At 63.9% G+C, this 15783-nt stretch carries 15 protein-coding genes; 2 read left to right on the top strand and 13 right to left on the bottom strand.

Features of this window, described 5'->3' with window-relative positions; translation table 11 throughout:
- Both LB559_RS10480 and LB559_RS10475 read right to left on the bottom strand, forming a co-directional pair.
- Entirely contained in the window at positions 1-840 is an 840-nt protein-coding gene (locus LB559_RS10480; protein ID WP_224674006.1) for a substrate-binding periplasmic protein, read from the bottom strand.
- 206 nt (positions 841-1046) lie between these two features.
- A complete protein-coding gene (locus LB559_RS10475; protein WP_224674005.1) occupies positions 1047-1736 on the bottom strand; it encodes an SDR family NAD(P)-dependent oxidoreductase in 690 nt (229 codons plus the stop codon).
- 371 nt (positions 1737-2107) lie between these two features.
- On the opposite strand from LB559_RS10475, the gene LB559_RS10470 reads away from it, so the two are divergent.
- The gene (locus tag LB559_RS10470; RefSeq protein WP_224674004.1) at positions 2108-3223 is read left to right on the top strand and encodes an anhydro-N-acetylmuramic acid kinase; all 1116 of its coding nucleotides are present in this window, start codon (positions 2108-2110) and stop codon (positions 3221-3223) included.
- Here LB559_RS10470 and LB559_RS10465 read toward each other — a convergent pair.
- From LB559_RS10465 to LB559_RS10455, 3 genes are read right to left on the bottom strand one after another with little or no spacing between them, the layout of a single operon-like run.
- Positions 3220-3642, bottom strand: coding sequence for a GNAT family N-acetyltransferase (locus tag LB559_RS10465; RefSeq protein WP_224674003.1), 423 nt, complete (start codon positions 3640-3642; stop codon positions 3220-3222). The two genes, LB559_RS10470 and LB559_RS10465, sit on opposite strands and share 4 nt — an antisense overlap.
- Positions 3639-5030: a sigma-54-dependent transcriptional regulator gene (locus LB559_RS10460; protein WP_224674002.1), complete on the bottom strand. Its 1392-nt coding sequence runs from the start codon at positions 5028-5030 to the stop codon at positions 3639-3641. The genes LB559_RS10465 and LB559_RS10460 overlap by 4 nt, the downstream gene beginning before the upstream one ends.
- Positions 5027-6985 carry an ATP-binding protein gene (locus tag LB559_RS10455; RefSeq protein ID WP_224674001.1) on the bottom strand — a complete coding sequence of 653 codons (1959 nt, stop codon included), beginning with the start codon at positions 6983-6985 and terminating at the stop codon, positions 5027-5029. Before LB559_RS10455 ends, LB559_RS10460 begins: the two co-directional genes overlap by 4 nt.
- A 169-nt stretch (positions 6986-7154) precedes the next feature.
- Here LB559_RS10455 and LB559_RS10450 point away from each other — a divergent pair, with 169 nt between their 5' ends.
- Complete coding sequence (locus tag LB559_RS10450) at positions 7155-8483, top strand: dicarboxylate/amino acid:cation symporter (RefSeq protein ID WP_224674000.1); 1329 nt, start codon at positions 7155-7157, stop codon at positions 8481-8483.
- A gap of 67 nt (positions 8484-8550) precedes the next feature.
- Here the strand turns inward: LB559_RS10450 and LB559_RS10445 are convergent, their stop codons facing one another.
- Genes LB559_RS10445 through LB559_RS10410 form a run of 8 tightly spaced genes read right to left on the bottom strand, consistent with a single transcriptional unit; the run spans position 8551 to position 15650 of the window.
- Positions 8551-9579: an ROK family protein gene (locus LB559_RS10445; RefSeq protein ID WP_024502565.1), complete on the bottom strand. Its 1029-nt coding sequence runs from the start codon at positions 9577-9579 to the stop codon at positions 8551-8553.
- Positions 9576-10298, bottom strand: coding sequence for a ribulose-phosphate 3-epimerase (locus tag LB559_RS10440; protein ID WP_013532941.1), 723 nt, complete (start codon positions 10296-10298; stop codon positions 9576-9578). The genes LB559_RS10445 and LB559_RS10440 overlap by 4 nt, the downstream gene beginning before the upstream one ends.
- Positions 10295-11128, bottom strand: coding sequence for an alpha/beta fold hydrolase (locus tag LB559_RS10435; RefSeq protein ID WP_063167593.1), 834 nt, complete (start codon positions 11126-11128; stop codon positions 10295-10297). The genes LB559_RS10440 and LB559_RS10435 overlap by 4 nt, the downstream gene beginning before the upstream one ends.
- Positions 11128-11946: a sugar phosphate isomerase/epimerase family protein gene (locus LB559_RS10430; protein ID WP_224673999.1), complete on the bottom strand. Its 819-nt coding sequence runs from the start codon at positions 11944-11946 to the stop codon at positions 11128-11130. The genes LB559_RS10435 and LB559_RS10430 overlap by 1 nt, the downstream gene beginning before the upstream one ends.
- Positions 11946-13022 carry a Gfo/Idh/MocA family protein gene (locus LB559_RS10425; protein ID WP_224673998.1) on the bottom strand — a complete coding sequence of 359 codons (1077 nt, stop codon included), beginning with the start codon at positions 13020-13022 and terminating at the stop codon, positions 11946-11948. The genes LB559_RS10430 and LB559_RS10425 overlap by 1 nt, the downstream gene beginning before the upstream one ends.
- Before the next feature lie 11 nt (positions 13023-13033).
- On the bottom strand, positions 13034-13855 hold the full coding sequence (locus tag LB559_RS10420; protein WP_224673997.1) for a sugar phosphate isomerase/epimerase family protein: 822 nt from the start codon (positions 13853-13855) through the stop codon (positions 13034-13036).
- A 50-nt stretch (positions 13856-13905) separates the two neighbouring features.
- Positions 13906-14748: a carbohydrate ABC transporter permease gene (locus LB559_RS10415; protein WP_013532946.1), complete on the bottom strand. Its 843-nt coding sequence runs from the start codon at positions 14746-14748 to the stop codon at positions 13906-13908.
- Positions 14749-14753: 5 nt separating this feature from the next.
- Positions 14754-15650 carry a carbohydrate ABC transporter permease gene (locus LB559_RS10410; protein ID WP_013532947.1) on the bottom strand — a complete coding sequence of 299 codons (897 nt, stop codon included), beginning with the start codon at positions 15648-15650 and terminating at the stop codon, positions 14754-14756.
- Positions 15651-15783 lie beyond the last annotated feature (133 nt).

Here is a 15783-nt window from a genome sequence, read left to right as displayed (position 1 = left end):
TCAGGCTTTGCTCCCCAGGCGATAGCGGGCGATGATCTCGTCCGTGTTGAGAATCTGCTGACCCCGCGCGAGGTCGAGATACAGATCGACAAAGGCCGCGAGATGCGGATTGTCCGGCCGCACGCCGACTGCGATCGTATCGACCTTGTCGGTCAGCGTGATGGAGCGCGCTACGACTGTCATCGACGGATCGTCGACCATCAGCTTCTTGATCTCGAAATCATCGCGATAGGCCATGTCGATCGTCCCGTTTCGGATCGCATCGATGATCAGATCCCAGCTTGCCAAGCGATGGATTTGCGCATGTGGGAAAGTCGTGGCCGCATAAGTGGCGAAGGAAGAGCCCTCGATCACGCCGAGATCGCCTGAGAAATCACGGACAATCTGTTCTGGCGGCTTGCCTTGCGCGATACGCGCCAGGTTGAGGCGGTTGGCGATCAGCCCTTGCCGCAGCATGGCGTAGGGGCGGGAATAGATGATCGACCGGCCGCGCTGAAGCGTCCTGCTGAGCTTGCCAATCGCCATGTCGGCCTGTCCGGAACTGACCTGTCTGACGATATCGTCGAACGTTGCGGCGGATCGGTCGAACACCGGCTCGACGCCAAGCGCCGCGGCGATGCCGTGGGCCAGTTCCATGTCTATGCCATTGTCCCCCGATCCGTCGGCCGGGAAGAACGGATTGGAAGCGAAGGCCGGCATTGCGATGCGCAAGACATCGCCGCTCGCGATCGGCGTTGGGGCGTTCTCCGCCTGCTGTCCTGGAGTGTTGGCCGCCTGGGCTTGCGAGATCAGCAACCCGCCGCTCCCGGCCGCAAGCAGTGTACGACGTGTAACCGGCATACGCGTTCTCAATTAGACCGGGAAAGCCAGCAAGATGCACAACCGACGTTAAACAAACGTATATATTACACTGGGCTTTTTTATGTATCGGATAAGCAGCTCAGAGCCACAAAATATTAGTATCGCCTAATGTAAAAGGAGTGGCGGAAGGATCGCGTTACTTCCCGCCAGGCGATCAGTTGGCCCCTAGGCGATCAGCTGCACTGTCAAAACGTCTCTGCCCAGGGCCGCAGCTCAAGCTCCGAGCTCCAGGCGCTGCGATGCTGGCGATGGGTTGTAAGATAGGCCTCGGCGATGGCGTCCGGCGATAGACGGCGGTCCGGCCGGCCGGGATCGGCCACCTGTCCGGGCGGCTCGATCTGGCCGTCGATGATGAAGTGGGCGACGTGGATGTTCTGCGGAGCGAGCTCGCGGGCCATGGACTGCGCCAGGCCGCGCAGGCCGAATTTCGGCATGGCGAAGCCGGCTGAGCCGGGAAATCCCTTCACGCTGGCGGTGGCGCCGGTGAACAGGATCGATCCGGAACCCCGCGCAAGCAGCCGGCGCGCCGCCTGCTGGCCGACCAGGAAGCCGCCATAGGCGCCGACCAGCAATGCCTGTTTGACCGCTTCGGCATCGAGCTCGGCGATCGGTCCGCGGGTGCGTGCGCTGGCGTTGAACACTGCAAGCGCCAGCGGGCCGGCCTTGTCTGCGGTGTCGAACAGGCTGGCGACGGACGCGACGTCGGCAACATCCGTCTCGACGGCCAGCGCACCGGTTTCGTCGGTCAGAGCGCTGAGCTTCTCGACATTGCGGGCGGCCAGAACCACGCGAAAGCCTTCCTGGGTGAGAAGGCGCGCAAGCGAGGCGCTCAGACCAGCGCCGGCGCCTGCAATGACGGCCACATCGGATGCCATGATTTTTCACTCCTTGCGGATTTCGGCGGAAGCGTTCGCCAGATCAGGCAAGGTCGCGCCTTCGGGGCTGACAGGCAAGAGGTGGCATCTCGGCGGTTGTTGAGCCAGACGGCTGCAGAACCAACGTTGCGCGGTCCAGCATCGCCTGTGGCGCTACGAAGGCCGCTCGGCCTTCAGCACCGAGACCGCCGCTTCGACAGTGGCAAGGCTTGGACCTTGCCCGCCAACCGGATTCATCCGACCGATATTTTAACGGTAGAATCGTCAGGCTTCGCAAAGCTATCGGCGATCTCATCGATGGGGACTGGAGCATGGTCCCGAAAAGTGGGAAACGGTTTTCGGAAAAGATCATGCTCAACGAGGAAACGACTATGGAACCAATCTGGGCCGTCGGCCTGATGACCGGCACGGTGCTGGACGGCAACATCGACGTCGCGCTGATCAAGACCGATGGCGAGCAGATCGAGGATTTCGGCACCTATCGGTTGATGCCCTATCCCGCGTCGATCCGCTCGCTGCTGGAAGAGACGCTGACGGAGGCGCGGGCGTGGAATTTCGTCGGGCCGGAGCCGGCGATCTTCCGCACCGCGGAGGATGCCCTGACACGCGCGCAATCGGCGGCCGTCAAGGAGTTGGTCGAAGGCTGTGGCATGACGATGGCCGATATCGGCATTGTCGGTTTTCACGGCCAGACCGTTCTGCATCGTGCGCCGCAGGTTGGACGGCTGGGCCAGACCCGGCAGCTCGGCGACGGTGAGCTGATGCATGCCATACTGGGCACCAAGGTCGCATACGATTTCCGCTCGGCCGACATGCGCGCCGGCGGACAAGGCGCGCCCTTGGCCGCGGCCTACCACACCGCGCTGATGCGCAGCGCCGGCGCCAGCGGCGAGGTGGCGGTGCTCAATCTCGGCGGCGTCGCCAACATCACCTGGTGGGACGGTGCCGACAATGTCGTTGCCTTCGATACCGGCCCCGCCAACGCACCGCTGAACGATTTCATCAAGTCGAAAGGGCTCGGCGAAATGGACCGCGACGGCGCGCTTGGCGGGGCGGGCAAGGTGGACGAGGAGCGCTTGGCAAAGCTGCTGCAGCACCCTTATCTCAGCAAAGCCTACCCAAAATCACTGGACCGTTTCGACTTCGGCGCGGCGATGGCGGACGGCCTAAGCGCCGAGGATGGCGCGGCGCTGCTCACCGCCTTCACCGCTGCGGCCGTCGGAAAGGCGCTCGACCTCTTGCCGCACCGGCCGAAGAAACTCGTGGTCAGCGGCGGAGGTCGCCATAATCCGACCATGATGGCGATGCTGGCCAGCCGGGCCGGCGTCGAGGTGGTGCAGGCCGAGAGCCTGGGCTGGAGCGGCGACGCGGTGGAGGCGGAATGCTTTGCCTTCCTCGCGGTTCGCGTGCTGCGCGGGCTGCCGATCAGTTTTCCGAGCACGACCGGCGCACCGCGGCCGATGCAGGGCGGAAAACTCGCCGGTTAAGCCAGTTTCTTCTGCAGGAAGATGCGGCTGCGGCCGACGGGGAAGTCGGCAAGTGTTCCAAAGGGCTGATAACCCTGGCGCTGATAGACCTTGGCGGCATTCGGATTGAAGGTGTCGATCCAGGCGTTTTGACAGCCGCGCGCCACCGCTTCATGTTCGGCCGCGTCCAGCATCTTGCCGGCCATGTGCTGGCCACGCAGCCGCTCATCCACCCAGAGCCATTGCACATAAAGCCATCCCCAGGCGGTGTAGCCGGAAATGCCGGCGACGACCGCGTCGGCGTCGTCGCGCACGAATACCGCAAGCGCATGCCTTTCGGACGCGCCGACATCGCCGTGGTTGAACGCCGTCAGCCTTTCGCTGAGAAAAGTGAGGTCTTGCGGCGAGGGATTTGCCGTCGTTTCCAGTGTCGTGTTCATCGCTTTTCCGAGATGGGTTGCGTATCGGCATCGCCGCCACTGCGAAATTCGGACGCGGCAATGCCGTAGCGCTTGAGCTTGTCATAAAAGGTCTTACGCGGCACGCCGAGCGCGTCGATGGCGGCGCGCACGTCGCCGCCATGGTCGCGTAGCGCATCGCGGATCAGTTGCGCCTCATAGTGGCCGACCCGTTCGGGCAATGCTGCCGCAGGCTCCGGCGAATACGCGCGAACCGTTTTCATCTCCTCGTCGGGGCCGAGACCGAGCGCGACGCGATCGGCGAAATGGGCGAGCTCGCGCACATTGCCCGGCCAGTCATGCGACTGGAGATGATCGCTGACGGCTGCATTCACCTTGGCGACAGGCCGGCCAAACCGTTCGGCCGCCTTGCCGAGGAAATGCCCGAACAGCATCGGGATATCGCCGCGGCGTTCACGTAGCGGCGGAATGCGCAGCGTCACCACGTTGAGGCGAAAATACAGATCCTCGCGAAAATCGCCGCGCTGGTCCGGCCGCCCGAGATCGACCTTGGTCGCCGCGACGACCCTGAGATCGATGCGCCGGATCTCGTTCGAGCCAAGCGGCGTGAGGCTGCGCGTTTCGAGCACCCGCAGCAGCTTGACCTGGAGCGCAGGCGGCATGGATTCGATCTCGTCGAGAAACAGCGTGCCGCCGCTGGAATGCTCGATGCTGCCAATCCGCCGCCGCTGCGCGCCGGTGAACGCGCCAGCCTCGTGGCCGAACAACTCGCTTTCGATGACCGTCTCCGGCAGGGCGCCGCAATTCAGCGCCACGAAGGGTTTTGCGCGCCGCCGCCCCCAACGGTGCAGGAGGTCCGCCACCACTTCCTTGCCGGTTCCCGTTTCTCCCTCGACCAGCACATCGACATCCATGTCGGCGATCTGGCGCAAGGTCTCGCGCAACCGCTTGATGGCAGGTGCCTCGCCGATCAGCGGCAGGCCGTCGGCGGCCAGTGCCGCGGCTTCGCGCAGCCGCCGGTTCTCCATCACCAGCCGCCGCTTCTCACTCGCCCGTTTCAGCGCCTCGAGAAGGCGATCGCCGGCATAGGGTTTCGAGATGAAATCGTAGACGCCGTCCTTGAGCGCCGCCACCGCAAGATCGACGTCGCCATGGCCGGTGACCAGGATCACGGGTATATCCGGATCGATCGCCTTGATGCGATCGAACAGCTGCAGCCCGTTCATGCCCGGCATGCGGATATCGCTGACGACGACGCCCTCGAAATTCCTGTCGACGACGGCAAGTGCTGCCTCGGCGGCGTCGAGTGCGACCACCGTGAAGCCGGCAAGCTCGAGCAATTGCGTGGTGGCGTGAAGGAGGTCCGCATCGTCGTCGACGAGCGCGACCAGCCCTGATCCGTCTGTCATTCAATTCGCCTCAAATCTATGGTGAAGGATGCGCCGCTGCCATTGCCGGGATCGAGCCGCAGCGTGCCGCCCAATTCCTGGGCGATCTCCTGCGAGATCACCAGCCCGAGACCAAGCCCCTTCTCCTTGGTGGTCTGGAACGGCATGAACAGATTGCCAGCCGCCTCCGGACCAAGGCCGGGGCCATTGTCGCGCACCGAAATCAGCACCCTGTCGTCGCGCTCGGCAAGTTCGATCTCGATGCGGGGATCGGGCTGGTCCTTCATCGCGTCCAATGCATTTTGCAACAGATTGACCAGGATCTGCTCCAGCCGGATGCGGCTCGCCATGACCACCGGCGAGGCATTGCCACGCGGCCTGACGATGGTGACGCCGGAATCGCGTATGCGGCCTGACAGCAGCGACAGCGCGCCGTCGATCGCCTCGCGCACCGGCAGCGGCGAAGCGGCGATGCCCGGCCGGCGGGCGAAAGTGCGCAAGGTGCCGGTGATCGCGCCGATGCGTTCGGTCATCGAAACGATCGATGTCAGATTGCCACTGGCCGATCCGGTCTTGCCGCTGTCCAGAAAACGACCTGCATTCTCGGCATAGGTGCGGATGGCGGCGACCGGCTGGTTGATCTCATGCGCCACGCCGGCGGCGATCTGGCCGAGGATGGAAAGCCGGTTGGCCTGGGCGAGATCGTCGCGCAGTCGGCGGACCTTGGCTTCGGCATTCTCGCGCTCGGTGATTTCGCCGGCAAGTGCGGTGTTGGAGCGCGTCAGCTCGGCCGTTCGCGTGCTGACCCGGCTTTCGAGCTCGGCATTCATGCGCGCCAGCGCTTCCTGCCGCAGCCTGCGCGTTCGCCGGCGCCGGGTCAGCACGTAGGCAATCAAGCCTAGAAGCAGCAAGCCCAGGAGCGTGGTCAGGCGCGCCGTATTGGCGGCCGAGGAGAGAGCAGCGTCGGCGGGCGTCAGCAGCCACAGACGCCAGCCTGGGACTGCACCGGGCAAATCCTGCACCACCTCGACGAACTGGCGTGGTTTTCCGGCGTTGTCGATCGTCGCCAGGCCATCGCCGGCGCCGCGTCTGAACGGCAGCGGCTCGAAGGCAGCATCGGCCAATTGCAGTTGCTCATGGGCGGCGGCCACGTCCTCGGCCGACAGTGGTGCCAGCGCACGAAACCGCCAGTCGGGCTGGCTGGTGGCCAGCACGACGCCTCGTTCATCGGTGACAAAGACAAGGAAACCGCTGGAACGCCAATTTGCCTCGACGCCGTCGAGCTCGACCTTCAACACCGCAACGCCAAGCGGCTTGCCGTTATCGTCGACGCGGCTCGAAAGGTAGAGTCCCGGCCGTCCGCTGATCGTGCCGAGGCCATATTGGCTGGCAGCACCTTTCGCCATCGCCTCCTGAAAATAGTGCCGGAAATTATAGTCGATGCCGACAAAGCTGGTCGGTTCGCCGGCATTGCTGGCTGATATGGCGATGCCTGCCGTATCGATGACATAGATGGCGGAGGCCGAGGCATCGCCGGCAATCGCCTTGAGCTTGTCGTTGAGGGCCGCTTCTTGCATCTTCCCGGCCCGGCGCAGCGCGCCCCGCACAGCATCGTCGCGGGCCAGCACCAAGGGAACCAGGCGCTGCTTTTCGATTTCGCCGGTCAGCGTTCCCGCCGCCAGCGGCAGAGCGGCAAGTGCTGTGTCGCGCAGATTGTCGGCCGCCTGGCCGGAGGCGATGCGCCCGGCGATGGCGATCGCGCCAGCCAGGACGGCAAGGGCTGCGACCACGGCAAGCCAGCGGCCATCGCGCAGCCGGGCCACCGCCTCGCGCAGCAACTCACGGCCGGCAAACCCTTGGGATTCGCTATCGGTGCCTGCCTGCGGCGTCTGCCCTCTCCCTTTTCTTCGCGGCTTTCCGGTCAGTGTAATGCGAAAATCCGCCCAGGCAAACGCCACTTGTGCGGAAATCCGCACAAGTATTGTCCGCGCGACCTCTGACAAAGGCGGAAATCCGCGATTCCGGCCTTTCCCCGATCTGGCACGACGCTTGCAAAACTGTTTTCAGCGGCGTGCGACCGGAGCGCCGCGATGGGAGAAGTCACGCAGGCGATCCGTTTTCGCCCATCCGGCCAGGGAGAGTTCGATGCACATCGCAGACCAATCAGGCGCGCTTGCCGCGCAGCGCAAACCTTTCTATGCCCAACTCTACGTGCAGGTGCTCGTCGCGATCACCGTCGGCATCCTGCTCGGCCATTTCTATCCGTCGGTCGGCGAGAGCATGAAGCCGCTCGGCGACGCCTTCATCAAGCTGGTCAAGATGATCATCGCCCCGGTCATCTTCCTGACCGTGACAACGGGCATTGCCGGCATGAGCGACCTGCAGAAGGTCGGGCGTGTTGCCGGCAAGGCGATGCTCTATTTCCTCACCTTTTCGACGTTGGCGCTGATCATCGGCCTTGTCGTCGCCAATGTCGTGCAGCCGGGCGCCGGCTTCAACATCGACCCGGCGACGCTCGACGCCTCGACCGTCAACACCTACGCCGCCAAGGCGCACGATCAGTCGGTCACCGGGTTCCTGATGAACATCATCCCGTCGACCATCGTCGGCGCCTTCGCCGACGGCGACATCCTGCAGGTGCTGTTCTTCTCGGTGCTGTTCGGCATCGCGCTGGCGCTGGTCGGCGACAAGGGCGAGCCCATCCTCAATTTCCTGCAGGCGCTGACGACGCCGATCTTCAAGCTGGTCAGCGTGCTGATGAAGGCCGCCCCCATCGGTGCCTTCGGCGCCATGGCATTCACCATCGGCAAATACGGCATCGGCGCGGTCATCAATCTCGCCATGTTGGTCGGCACCTTCTACGTGACGTCGTTCCTGTTCGTGTTCATCGTGCTGGGTGCGGTCTGCCGCTACAACGGCTTCTCCATCCTGTCGCTGATCCGCTACATCAAGGAAGAGCTGCTTTTGGTGCTGGGCACCTCCTCGTCGGAGGCCGCCCTGCCCTCGCTGATGGAAAAGATGGAGAAGGCCGGCGCCAAGCGCTCGGTGGTCGGCCTGGTCATCCCGACCGGCTATTCCTTCAACCTCGACGGCACCAACATCTACATGACCTTGGCGGCGCTGTTCATCGCACAGGCGACCAACATCCACCTGTCGATGGGTGACCAGATCCTGCTGCTGCTGGTGGCCATGCTCTCGTCCAAGGGTGCCGCCGGCATCACCGGAGCGGGCTTCATCACCCTTGCCGCCACGCTGTCGGTGGTTCCGGCGGTGCCGGTCGCCGGTATGGCGCTGATCCTCGGCGTCGACCGCTTCATGTCGGAATGCCGGGCGCTGACCAACTTCGTTGGCAATGCCGTCGCCACGCTGGTGGTGGCGCGCTGGGAAGGCGAACTCGACGAGGCCAAGCTGGCGAGGGCGCTGGCGGGCACGGCTGACGACAGCCTGCCGGCGGATGTCGTCCCCGCCGAGTAACCACGCGTGGCTTATGCGTAAAAGGCCGGAGGCATGCTGCCTCCGGCCTTTGTCATGCAGTCGCACGTCAGACGGTGCCGATCTTGCTCAGTGGTGTGTCCGGATATGTGCTTGGGCCGACAGGCATGCGGGCTGCCAAAGTGCCCTCGTCGTCGAACAGCACAAGGCTGGCGGCGCCGACGAGCCCAGCATGGCGGCCGAGCTGTGCTGGAACGACCGGTACGTCGCGATAGGCGCGCATGGCCCGCTGCCTGATGGTTGCCTCGATGGTCGGCGCCATCAGGTCGAGCCCATTGGCGATGCCGCCGCCGACGACCAGCACATCGGGCGAATAGAGATGTAACAGGTTGGTGAAGCCGACGCCCAGCCAGCGGGCTTCCTCGTCCAGCAAGGCCGAGGCAAGATCGTCGCGCAGCCGTGCCGCCTCGACGACGTGGCGGCCGGTCACCTCCGCATCCGCTGACAGGCGCCGCAAGGCAGAGCCGTCGCCGGCCGCCGTGGCGGCGGTGGCGCGGCGGCCGAGCGCGGTTCCCGAAGCGATGGCCTCGAAGCAGCCGATGACGCCGCACACGCAACGCTCGCCCTCATTGGTGATGGTCATGTGACCGATCTCGGCGGCAAGGCCACGGCGGCCATGCAGGATGCGCCCATCGACGACGACACCGCCGCCGATGCCGGTCGACACCGTGACAAAGACCAGCGAGCGAGCGCCATGGCCGGCGCCGAAGCGCCATTCGCCGAGCGCCGCGGCATTGGCGTCGTTCTCCAGACGGACCGGCAGGCCGAGCCGCCGCTCGAGGATGTCGGCAAGCGGTACATCCAGCCAGCCGGTGAGAGTCGGCGGGCCGACGGCGATGCCGGCCAGCGGATCAAGCGGTCCCGGCGCACCGACACCGACGCCGACGACCGACAGTGCCGGGGCTTCGGCATGGACGGTCGCCGCCAGCGCCTCGATCTGGCCGATCACCACGTCTGGACCGGCCTGCGCCTGCGTCGGCACCGCCGCGAATGCCAGGATCTTGCCTTCGCGGTCGACCAAGGCGGCGCGAAGCTCCGTCCCGCCAAGATCGATCGCAAGGGCGGCTTCCGTTGTCATGCCGCGACCTTCAAGCCGTGCAGCCAGCCGATGCGGCCGGCGAGGTCCTTGTCACCGAAGGCGAGCGAACCGAGAACCACGGTTTCGGCGCCGGCGGCACGCAGCAACGGCACGGTCTCGTGGCGGATGCCGCCGTCGGCGGCCAGAACCACTTGCGCCTCACGGCCGGCCTTTCTCAGGATAGCGCGGGTAGCGCCCAGCCTGTCGCAGGCCTTGTCCGACAGGCTCTGTCCCTTGACGCCGATTGCGGTTCCAAGAAGCGTTACGAAGGCGACTTCCGGGACGAAGGCCGTCACCGCTTCCACAGGCGTCTCCAGCCTGAGCACGACGCCCGCCTCGGCGCCGAGCTCCCGCGCCAGCCGCACGGCGCGCAATCCCGCCTCGCCATTCTCGGCATGGACGCTGATCATGTCGGCGCCGGCTTCGATGAACTGGCGCGTCTGCGCCTCGACGATTGCTTCATCGACCATCAGGTGGACATGGATCGGCTTGGCCGTCAGCCCGGCGATGCGGGCGACGAGGTCGGGGAAGAACAGGAAGGACGGGGCGAAATGACCGTCCGCCACATCGATATGATGAAGATCGACATAGGGTTCGATGCGCTTCAAGTCGTTCTCGAAATTGGCAAGATTGGCAGACCAGAGCGAGAATTCGGCGATCATGCGATCGCGTGGCAGTTCGGCGATGGCGGCCGGGCCGGAGAGAGATTTCGAGATCATGATTGGTCCTGCTTGTCAAAATTTGTGTTGAGAAAGCTGCCGATGGCGGCGCGGATTTCGGCGAAATGGCGCTCCTTGTCGGTGGCCTTCGGCGTCACCTCGACAAAGGCGGCATTGGGGATGGTGTCTGCAAGGCTGCGCGCGGTGGCCAGCGGATGGACGAGATCGATGCCGCTGCCAATGACGAGTGTCGGGAGCGCGAGGCCGGCGGCCGCTGCCCGCGTCACGCCGGGCCCATCGTTTGCGATCGCTCGCATCACCTCGGCGAAAACATTCGCATTGGCGCGCGCGAAAAAGCCGAGCAGGGAAGCAAGATTGTCCGGCGCCTCGATGCGAAAGCGAGCCGCCGTGGCGGAGGCCGCAAACGCATCGCGCGCGTCATCCAGCGGACGGCCGCGGATGAGCTCCGCCACTTCCACGTAAGGGCGCATGTTTTGCGATGCCGCGTCGAAAGCCCAGGCAGGGCGAACAAGCACGAGACCTGTGACCCTATCCGGGTGCCGGGCCGCAAGCCGCAAGGCGATTGCCGCGCCCATCGAGATGCCGCCGGCGACGAAACGGTCGAGGCCGGCGGCATCGGCGGCAGCCAACACGTCGTCGGCGAACATCTCGATCGAAAAAGGACGCTTGCTGCCGGCGCCGGAGCCGCCCTGAGCGCGACATTCGACGGTCAGTCGGCGGTATGAAGGACCATCGGGAAAGTTCTGCGCCACTTGTGCCGCATCACCGCCGAGGCCATGCTGGAAGACGACGGGAGGCCTGCCCTGCCCCGTGTCGAAGACACGAAGCGATGCGTCGTCGCGAAGCAGGATCGCCGGCGCGGCGCCCATCAGAGGAGTCCCCGCAGAAAGGCTGCGACGCCGGGGGCTTCATCGGCGGACAGCCCGTGGGTGACGAGCGATCCGTCGAAGCCCGCTGCCTTCAGCCGTGAAACAAAATGCGGAAAATCGACGATGCCTTGTCCGGCGGTGGCAAAGCGGCCGTCACCAGAGCGATCCTTGGCGTGCGCCATGGCGATATGGCCGGCAGCCTCGTCGATCGCGGCGGCGACGATGGCGCGCGCTTCGTGTGGCGTCGCGTGCTCGAACAGGTTCGCCGGATCGAGCACGATCTTCAGATGCTTCGATCCCATTTCGGCGATCAGCCTGGTCGCGTCCCTGGCCGAGGTGACGATGTTGGCCTGCTCGGGCTCGATGCCGAGATCGACGCCGGCGTCTTCGGCAAGCGCCAGCGCTTTCTCCATCTCGGCGGCCATGTCGGACCAGGCCGCCGGGGTGCTATTGTCGGGATGATACGCCCACTGATCGGCGGCGTTGCGCGAGCCGGTGCAGAGCGTGACCAGCGGAATGTCGAGGGCAGCAGCAGCATTGATGATGGCCGCGAGACGCCTGAGGCCACCGTCGCGCACAGCCTTGTCGGGATGCGCCATGTTGTAGGTGCCCGACAGTGCGGCGAGTGCAACCCCGGTCGATTGTGCTGCGGCGCGGGTGGAAGTGACTGCTTCCGCCGGCACGACATCCGGCATCGATGGCAGGCCGGCGCAGGCTAGATTGAACTGCGTCGTCTCATAGCCAGCCTGCTTAACCGCCGTCAGCACGGCAGCCGGCTCTGTGCCGGCAAATGTCTTGGCGAAAATGCCGAGACGCATCAGACCGCTCCCGAAACCGAGGCGAGTTCGACCCGTTCACCTGTCTCGACCGAACGCGCGATGGCGACCATGGCGCGGATCGAGGCGATGCCGTCCTCGACATTGGCGCCGCGCATCGGCGTGCCGTTCAGGACTGTATCCGCTAGGCCTTCCAGTTGGCGGCGGAAGAAGTGGCCGTCGGCGCCGAGCGGCTTGTGGGCGGTGGCGGTCTTCTCGTAAAAGATCTCGACCTCGCTGGCGCGGAAGTACCAGGGGTTGAAGGTTTTCGCGATGACGGAGCCGTTCTCGCCATAGAGCTGAAAACCTTCGTGCCAGTCCATGCGGACGGCAACCGTCAGGTCGAGATGGCCGAGCGCGCCGCTGGCGAATTCGGTCTCGACGAACCAGCAATAGGCGCCGAAGCGTTCGTTGAGGCGGGCGCGCACGGCAACGATTTCGCCGCACAGGAAACGCGCCGTATCGACGAGATGCGAGCCGTGCGCCAGCATGAAATATTGCCTGAGATCAGCCTTGGGATTGCCGGTCGGCTTCTTCGCCAGCTTGCTGGTGACCGGCAGCGGCTGAATGGCATCGGTGTTGGTGTAGCGATGGGTGGAATCGCAGTACCAGGCCTTAAGCGCCAGCACCTCGCCCATTTCATCGCGGACGAAGTCGCGCGCCGCCTCCAGCGCCGGGTCGAAGCGCTTCATGTGACCGACCTGCAGGACCTTGCCCGAGCGCCTGACCGCCTGGGCCAGCGCCTCGCCTTCCTCCACCGAGGTGCCGATCGGCTTTTCGCATAGGACATGCTTTCCCGCATCGAGCGCCTTGATCGACATCGGCACGTGATAGGCGTCCGACGTGGCGACGATCACCGCTTCCAGTTCGGGATCGGCGAGCATGGCGTCGTAGTCGGCATACATCTTTTGCGGCTCGTAGGTGGCGCCCATGCGGGCGAGCAGATCGGGTGCCGCGTCGCAGATGGCGTGGAGGTCGGCATTCCCAGCCTTCACGCAGGATTGCAGATGCGCGAACTGCGCGATGGGGCCGCAGCCGAGCACACCGACCCTGAGGCGTCTGTCCTGTTTCTTGATCATCGTCTCGTTCTTCAGGCGCCCAAGCTGCGCATTGTCTGGCGGTTGGTTTTTACCGCGCCGGCGGGATCGGCGGCGGCCGTTTCGGATTCCTCCTCCAGCACCAGCCAGCCGTTGAAGCGCGGTGCGGTGTTGGCGATCTCGATCACCGCCGGCGTGTCGCAGACGCCCTTGCCGAGCATGGCCCAGCTGCCGTTGGCATCGACGTCCTTGAGGTGGATGTAGCGGATGCGGTCGCGGTAGGTGCGCAGCGTATCGGACATGTCCTTGTGGCCGCGCAGTATATGGCCGGTATCCGGTACCCAGCCGACCAGGTCGGGGTCGAGCAAGGCAAAGATCGCGTCGTAATCGGCGCGGTCGAACAGCAGCGTGTTGTGGTGCGAGCTGGGATGCACCGCGACCTGAACACCGGCCTTGCGTCCGATCTCGCCGGCGTTGTTGTAGACATCGGCCGCGATGGCGAACTTATCCTCACGCGGGCCGTCGGACACCACCGTCGCCGAGCCCATCGACACCAGCGCGCCCGGGAAGGCGGCGGCGAAATCGATCCAGCGTTTGGCGGTCTCGAGGTCGGCGCCGATCTCCTCCTTCGACGTAAAGCCACTGTCCGAGCCAAAGGCGAAGGAAACCAGCGTCAGCCCCGACGTCTTCAGCGCGGCGGCGAACTCCTCCGGCTTGTTGCCATAATGTCCGATCATGGTGTCGGTGATCTCGATGCCCGCATAGCCACCGTCAGAGATCGCCCTCAGCAGATCGTCGGGGCCGCCGGTGAACCGGTCTCCCAGCATTTCCCAGGTGAAGGTCTGGCAGCCGACTTTGAGGTCTTTCACGTTCATCCTTTCAATCCTTGATACCGCTTACCCTGCGTCGCCGTGGGATGAACATCCTACTTGACCGAGCCCGCGGTCATGCCGGCGAGGAAGTATCTCTGGGCAACGAGGTAGATGAGCAAGAGCGGTAGCGAGCCGAGCACGCTCATCGCCATCATCTGGTTCCATTCGAAGGCATGCTGCCCCATCAACAGCTGGATGCCGATCGGGACGGTTCGCATGGACGTCGATTTCGTCAGCGTCAGCGCAAAGAGAAATTCGTTCCAGCACAACAGGAAGGTGTAGACCGACGTCGCCACGATACCAGGCAGTGAAATCGGGACAATCACCCGCCAAAGCGCGGTCCAGCTGCTGCCGCCGTCGACAGCCACGGCTTCATCGAGATCGCGGGGCAAGGTGTTCAGATATCCCGTCATCAGCAGGATCGCGTAGGGCAGCGTAAACACCAGGTAGGTCAGGATCAGTGCGACATAGGTGTCGAAGATACCGTATGAGACGACAAGCCCGAAGAAGGGGATCAAAAGTGTGATCGGCGGAATCGTCTGCGTGCTGATGATGATTGTGTTCAGGCTACCCTTGCCGCGGAAATTGAAGCGGCTGAACCCGTAGGCCGCTAGCAAGGCGATCAGCACCGTCAGCACGGTCACCGCTCCCGCCACGAAATAGCTGTTGAAGAAGAAGCGCAGCTTTACCGGGTCGCCAAGGATGGCTGCATACGCTTCCAGCGTGAACGCCTTTGGCAGGATGGTTGGTGGCAGGGCAAAGATTTCGGTATTCGATTTGAACGAGCTGCTCAGCATCCAGTAGATCGGGAATGCCGCGAAAAAGAGCCCTGCTGCAAGCGCTACATGGAGCGCGACGGTGATCAGCCTGTCTTTCGGCGTGTGCCTTTTCCTCATGGTGATTACCGAGCCTTTTGATAGCGAATATAGAACAGCGTCAGGCCGAGAGAGATCAGCAGGATGACCACGGCGCTGGCCGAAGCCTGCGACAGGTTGTAGCTCGAAAATGCCAGCTTGTACGTGTAGGTGCTGAGGACCTCGGTCGAGTAGATCGGGCCACCGCCCGTCGTTATCCAGATTAGCGGGAAGACCTGCATGGTCCAGATGAAGTCGAGCAGCGAGATGCTGATGATGATCGGCATCAGCTGCGGAATGGTGATGAAGATCAGCTTCTGGTAGGCTTTCGCCCCGTCGATATCGGCGGCCTCGTAGAAATCCTTGGGAATGCCCTGCAAACCCGCGAGCAAACTGACCATGAAGAGCGGGTAGCCCGCCCAGATATTGGCAAAAGTGACTGCATGCAGCGCGGTCTCAGGCGAGGAAAACCATTCGACCTTGGAACCGATGATGCCGATTTGCATGAGAATACTGTTCACGACACCGTTCGGCTCAAGCAGGAGGCGCCAGATCACGGCGATGATCACCGCGGTGAACAGCCAGGGCAGTATGTAGAGCACGCGCAGAATGTTGCGCAGCGCCGGATTGATGCGGTCGCTGTTCAGCATGAGCGCGAAGACCATGCCGATGGTCATGTGGAAAATGACACTCATGCATGTGAAGTAGAGCGTGTGCCACAGCGAAGCCCAGAACACGGGGTCGTCGAAGATCGCCTGGTAGTGCTTCAGTCCGGCAAAGGATGGGTCACGACGCAGCACCGCGCTGTTCTGGAACGAGTAGGCAATCACCGTCACCATCGGCAGCAGCATCAGGAGCCCGATTATGAGCAGCGAGGGCGACAGATAGAGGTAGGGTGCGACCGCTCGTTTGAGCTTGTGGTGGGAGCGCTTTTGCCGGGTCATGTGCCAACCTTGGGATACGCCTTCAAGGGAAGGTAAGCTTTCAAAAACAAGTCCACTCAGAATGCCGATCCGTTGTTGCCGGGTGGCCTGCCCGAAGTCAGGTCACCCGGTCGAAGACAGCAAACGGGAACAG

Source organism: Mesorhizobium sp. BR1-1-3 (genome assembly GCF_020165455.1).
GTDB lineage: Bacteria > Pseudomonadota > Alphaproteobacteria > Rhizobiales > Rhizobiaceae > Mesorhizobium > Mesorhizobium ciceri.
The sequence above is the reverse complement of the archived record's forward strand: the minus strand, read 5'-3'. Positions and strand labels throughout refer to the sequence as shown.

Coding starts and splice junctions, on each gene's coding strand:
- LB559_RS10480 (WP_224674006.1), bottom strand. CDS start 840: ATGCCGGTTACACGTCGTACACTGCTTGCGGCCGGGAGCGGCGGGTTG.
- LB559_RS10475 (WP_224674005.1), bottom strand. CDS start 1,736: ATGGCATCCGATGTGGCCGTCATTGCAGGCGCCGGCGCTGGTCTGAGC.
- LB559_RS10470 (WP_224674004.1), top strand. CDS start 2,108: ATGGAACCAATCTGGGCCGTCGGCCTGATGACCGGCACGGTGCTGGAC.
- LB559_RS10465 (WP_224674003.1), bottom strand. CDS start 3,642: ATGAACACGACACTGGAAACGACGGCAAATCCCTCGCCGCAAGACCTC.
- LB559_RS10460 (WP_224674002.1), bottom strand. CDS start 5,030: ATGACAGACGGATCAGGGCTGGTCGCGCTCGTCGACGACGATGCGGAC.
- LB559_RS10450 (WP_224674000.1), top strand. CDS start 7,155: ATGCACATCGCAGACCAATCAGGCGCGCTTGCCGCGCAGCGCAAACCT.
- LB559_RS10445 (WP_024502565.1), bottom strand. CDS start 9,579: ATGACAACGGAAGCCGCCCTTGCGATCGATCTTGGCGGGACGGAGCTT.
- LB559_RS10440 (WP_013532941.1), bottom strand. CDS start 10,298: ATGATCTCGAAATCTCTCTCCGGCCCGGCCGCCATCGCCGAACTGCCA.
- LB559_RS10435 (WP_063167593.1), bottom strand. CDS start 11,128: ATGGGCGCCGCGCCGGCGATCCTGCTTCGCGACGACGCATCGCTTCGT.
- LB559_RS10430 (WP_224673999.1), bottom strand. CDS start 11,946: ATGCGTCTCGGCATTTTCGCCAAGACATTTGCCGGCACAGAGCCGGCT.
- LB559_RS10425 (WP_224673998.1), bottom strand. CDS start 13,022: ATGATCAAGAAACAGGACAGACGCCTCAGGGTCGGTGTGCTCGGCTGC.
- LB559_RS10420 (WP_224673997.1), bottom strand. CDS start 13,855: ATGAACGTGAAAGACCTCAAAGTCGGCTGCCAGACCTTCACCTGGGAA.
- LB559_RS10415 (WP_013532946.1), bottom strand. CDS start 14,748: ATGAGGAAAAGGCACACGCCGAAAGACAGGCTGATCACCGTCGCGCTC.
- LB559_RS10410 (WP_013532947.1), bottom strand. CDS start 15,650: ATGACCCGGCAAAAGCGCTCCCACCACAAGCTCAAACGAGCGGTCGCA.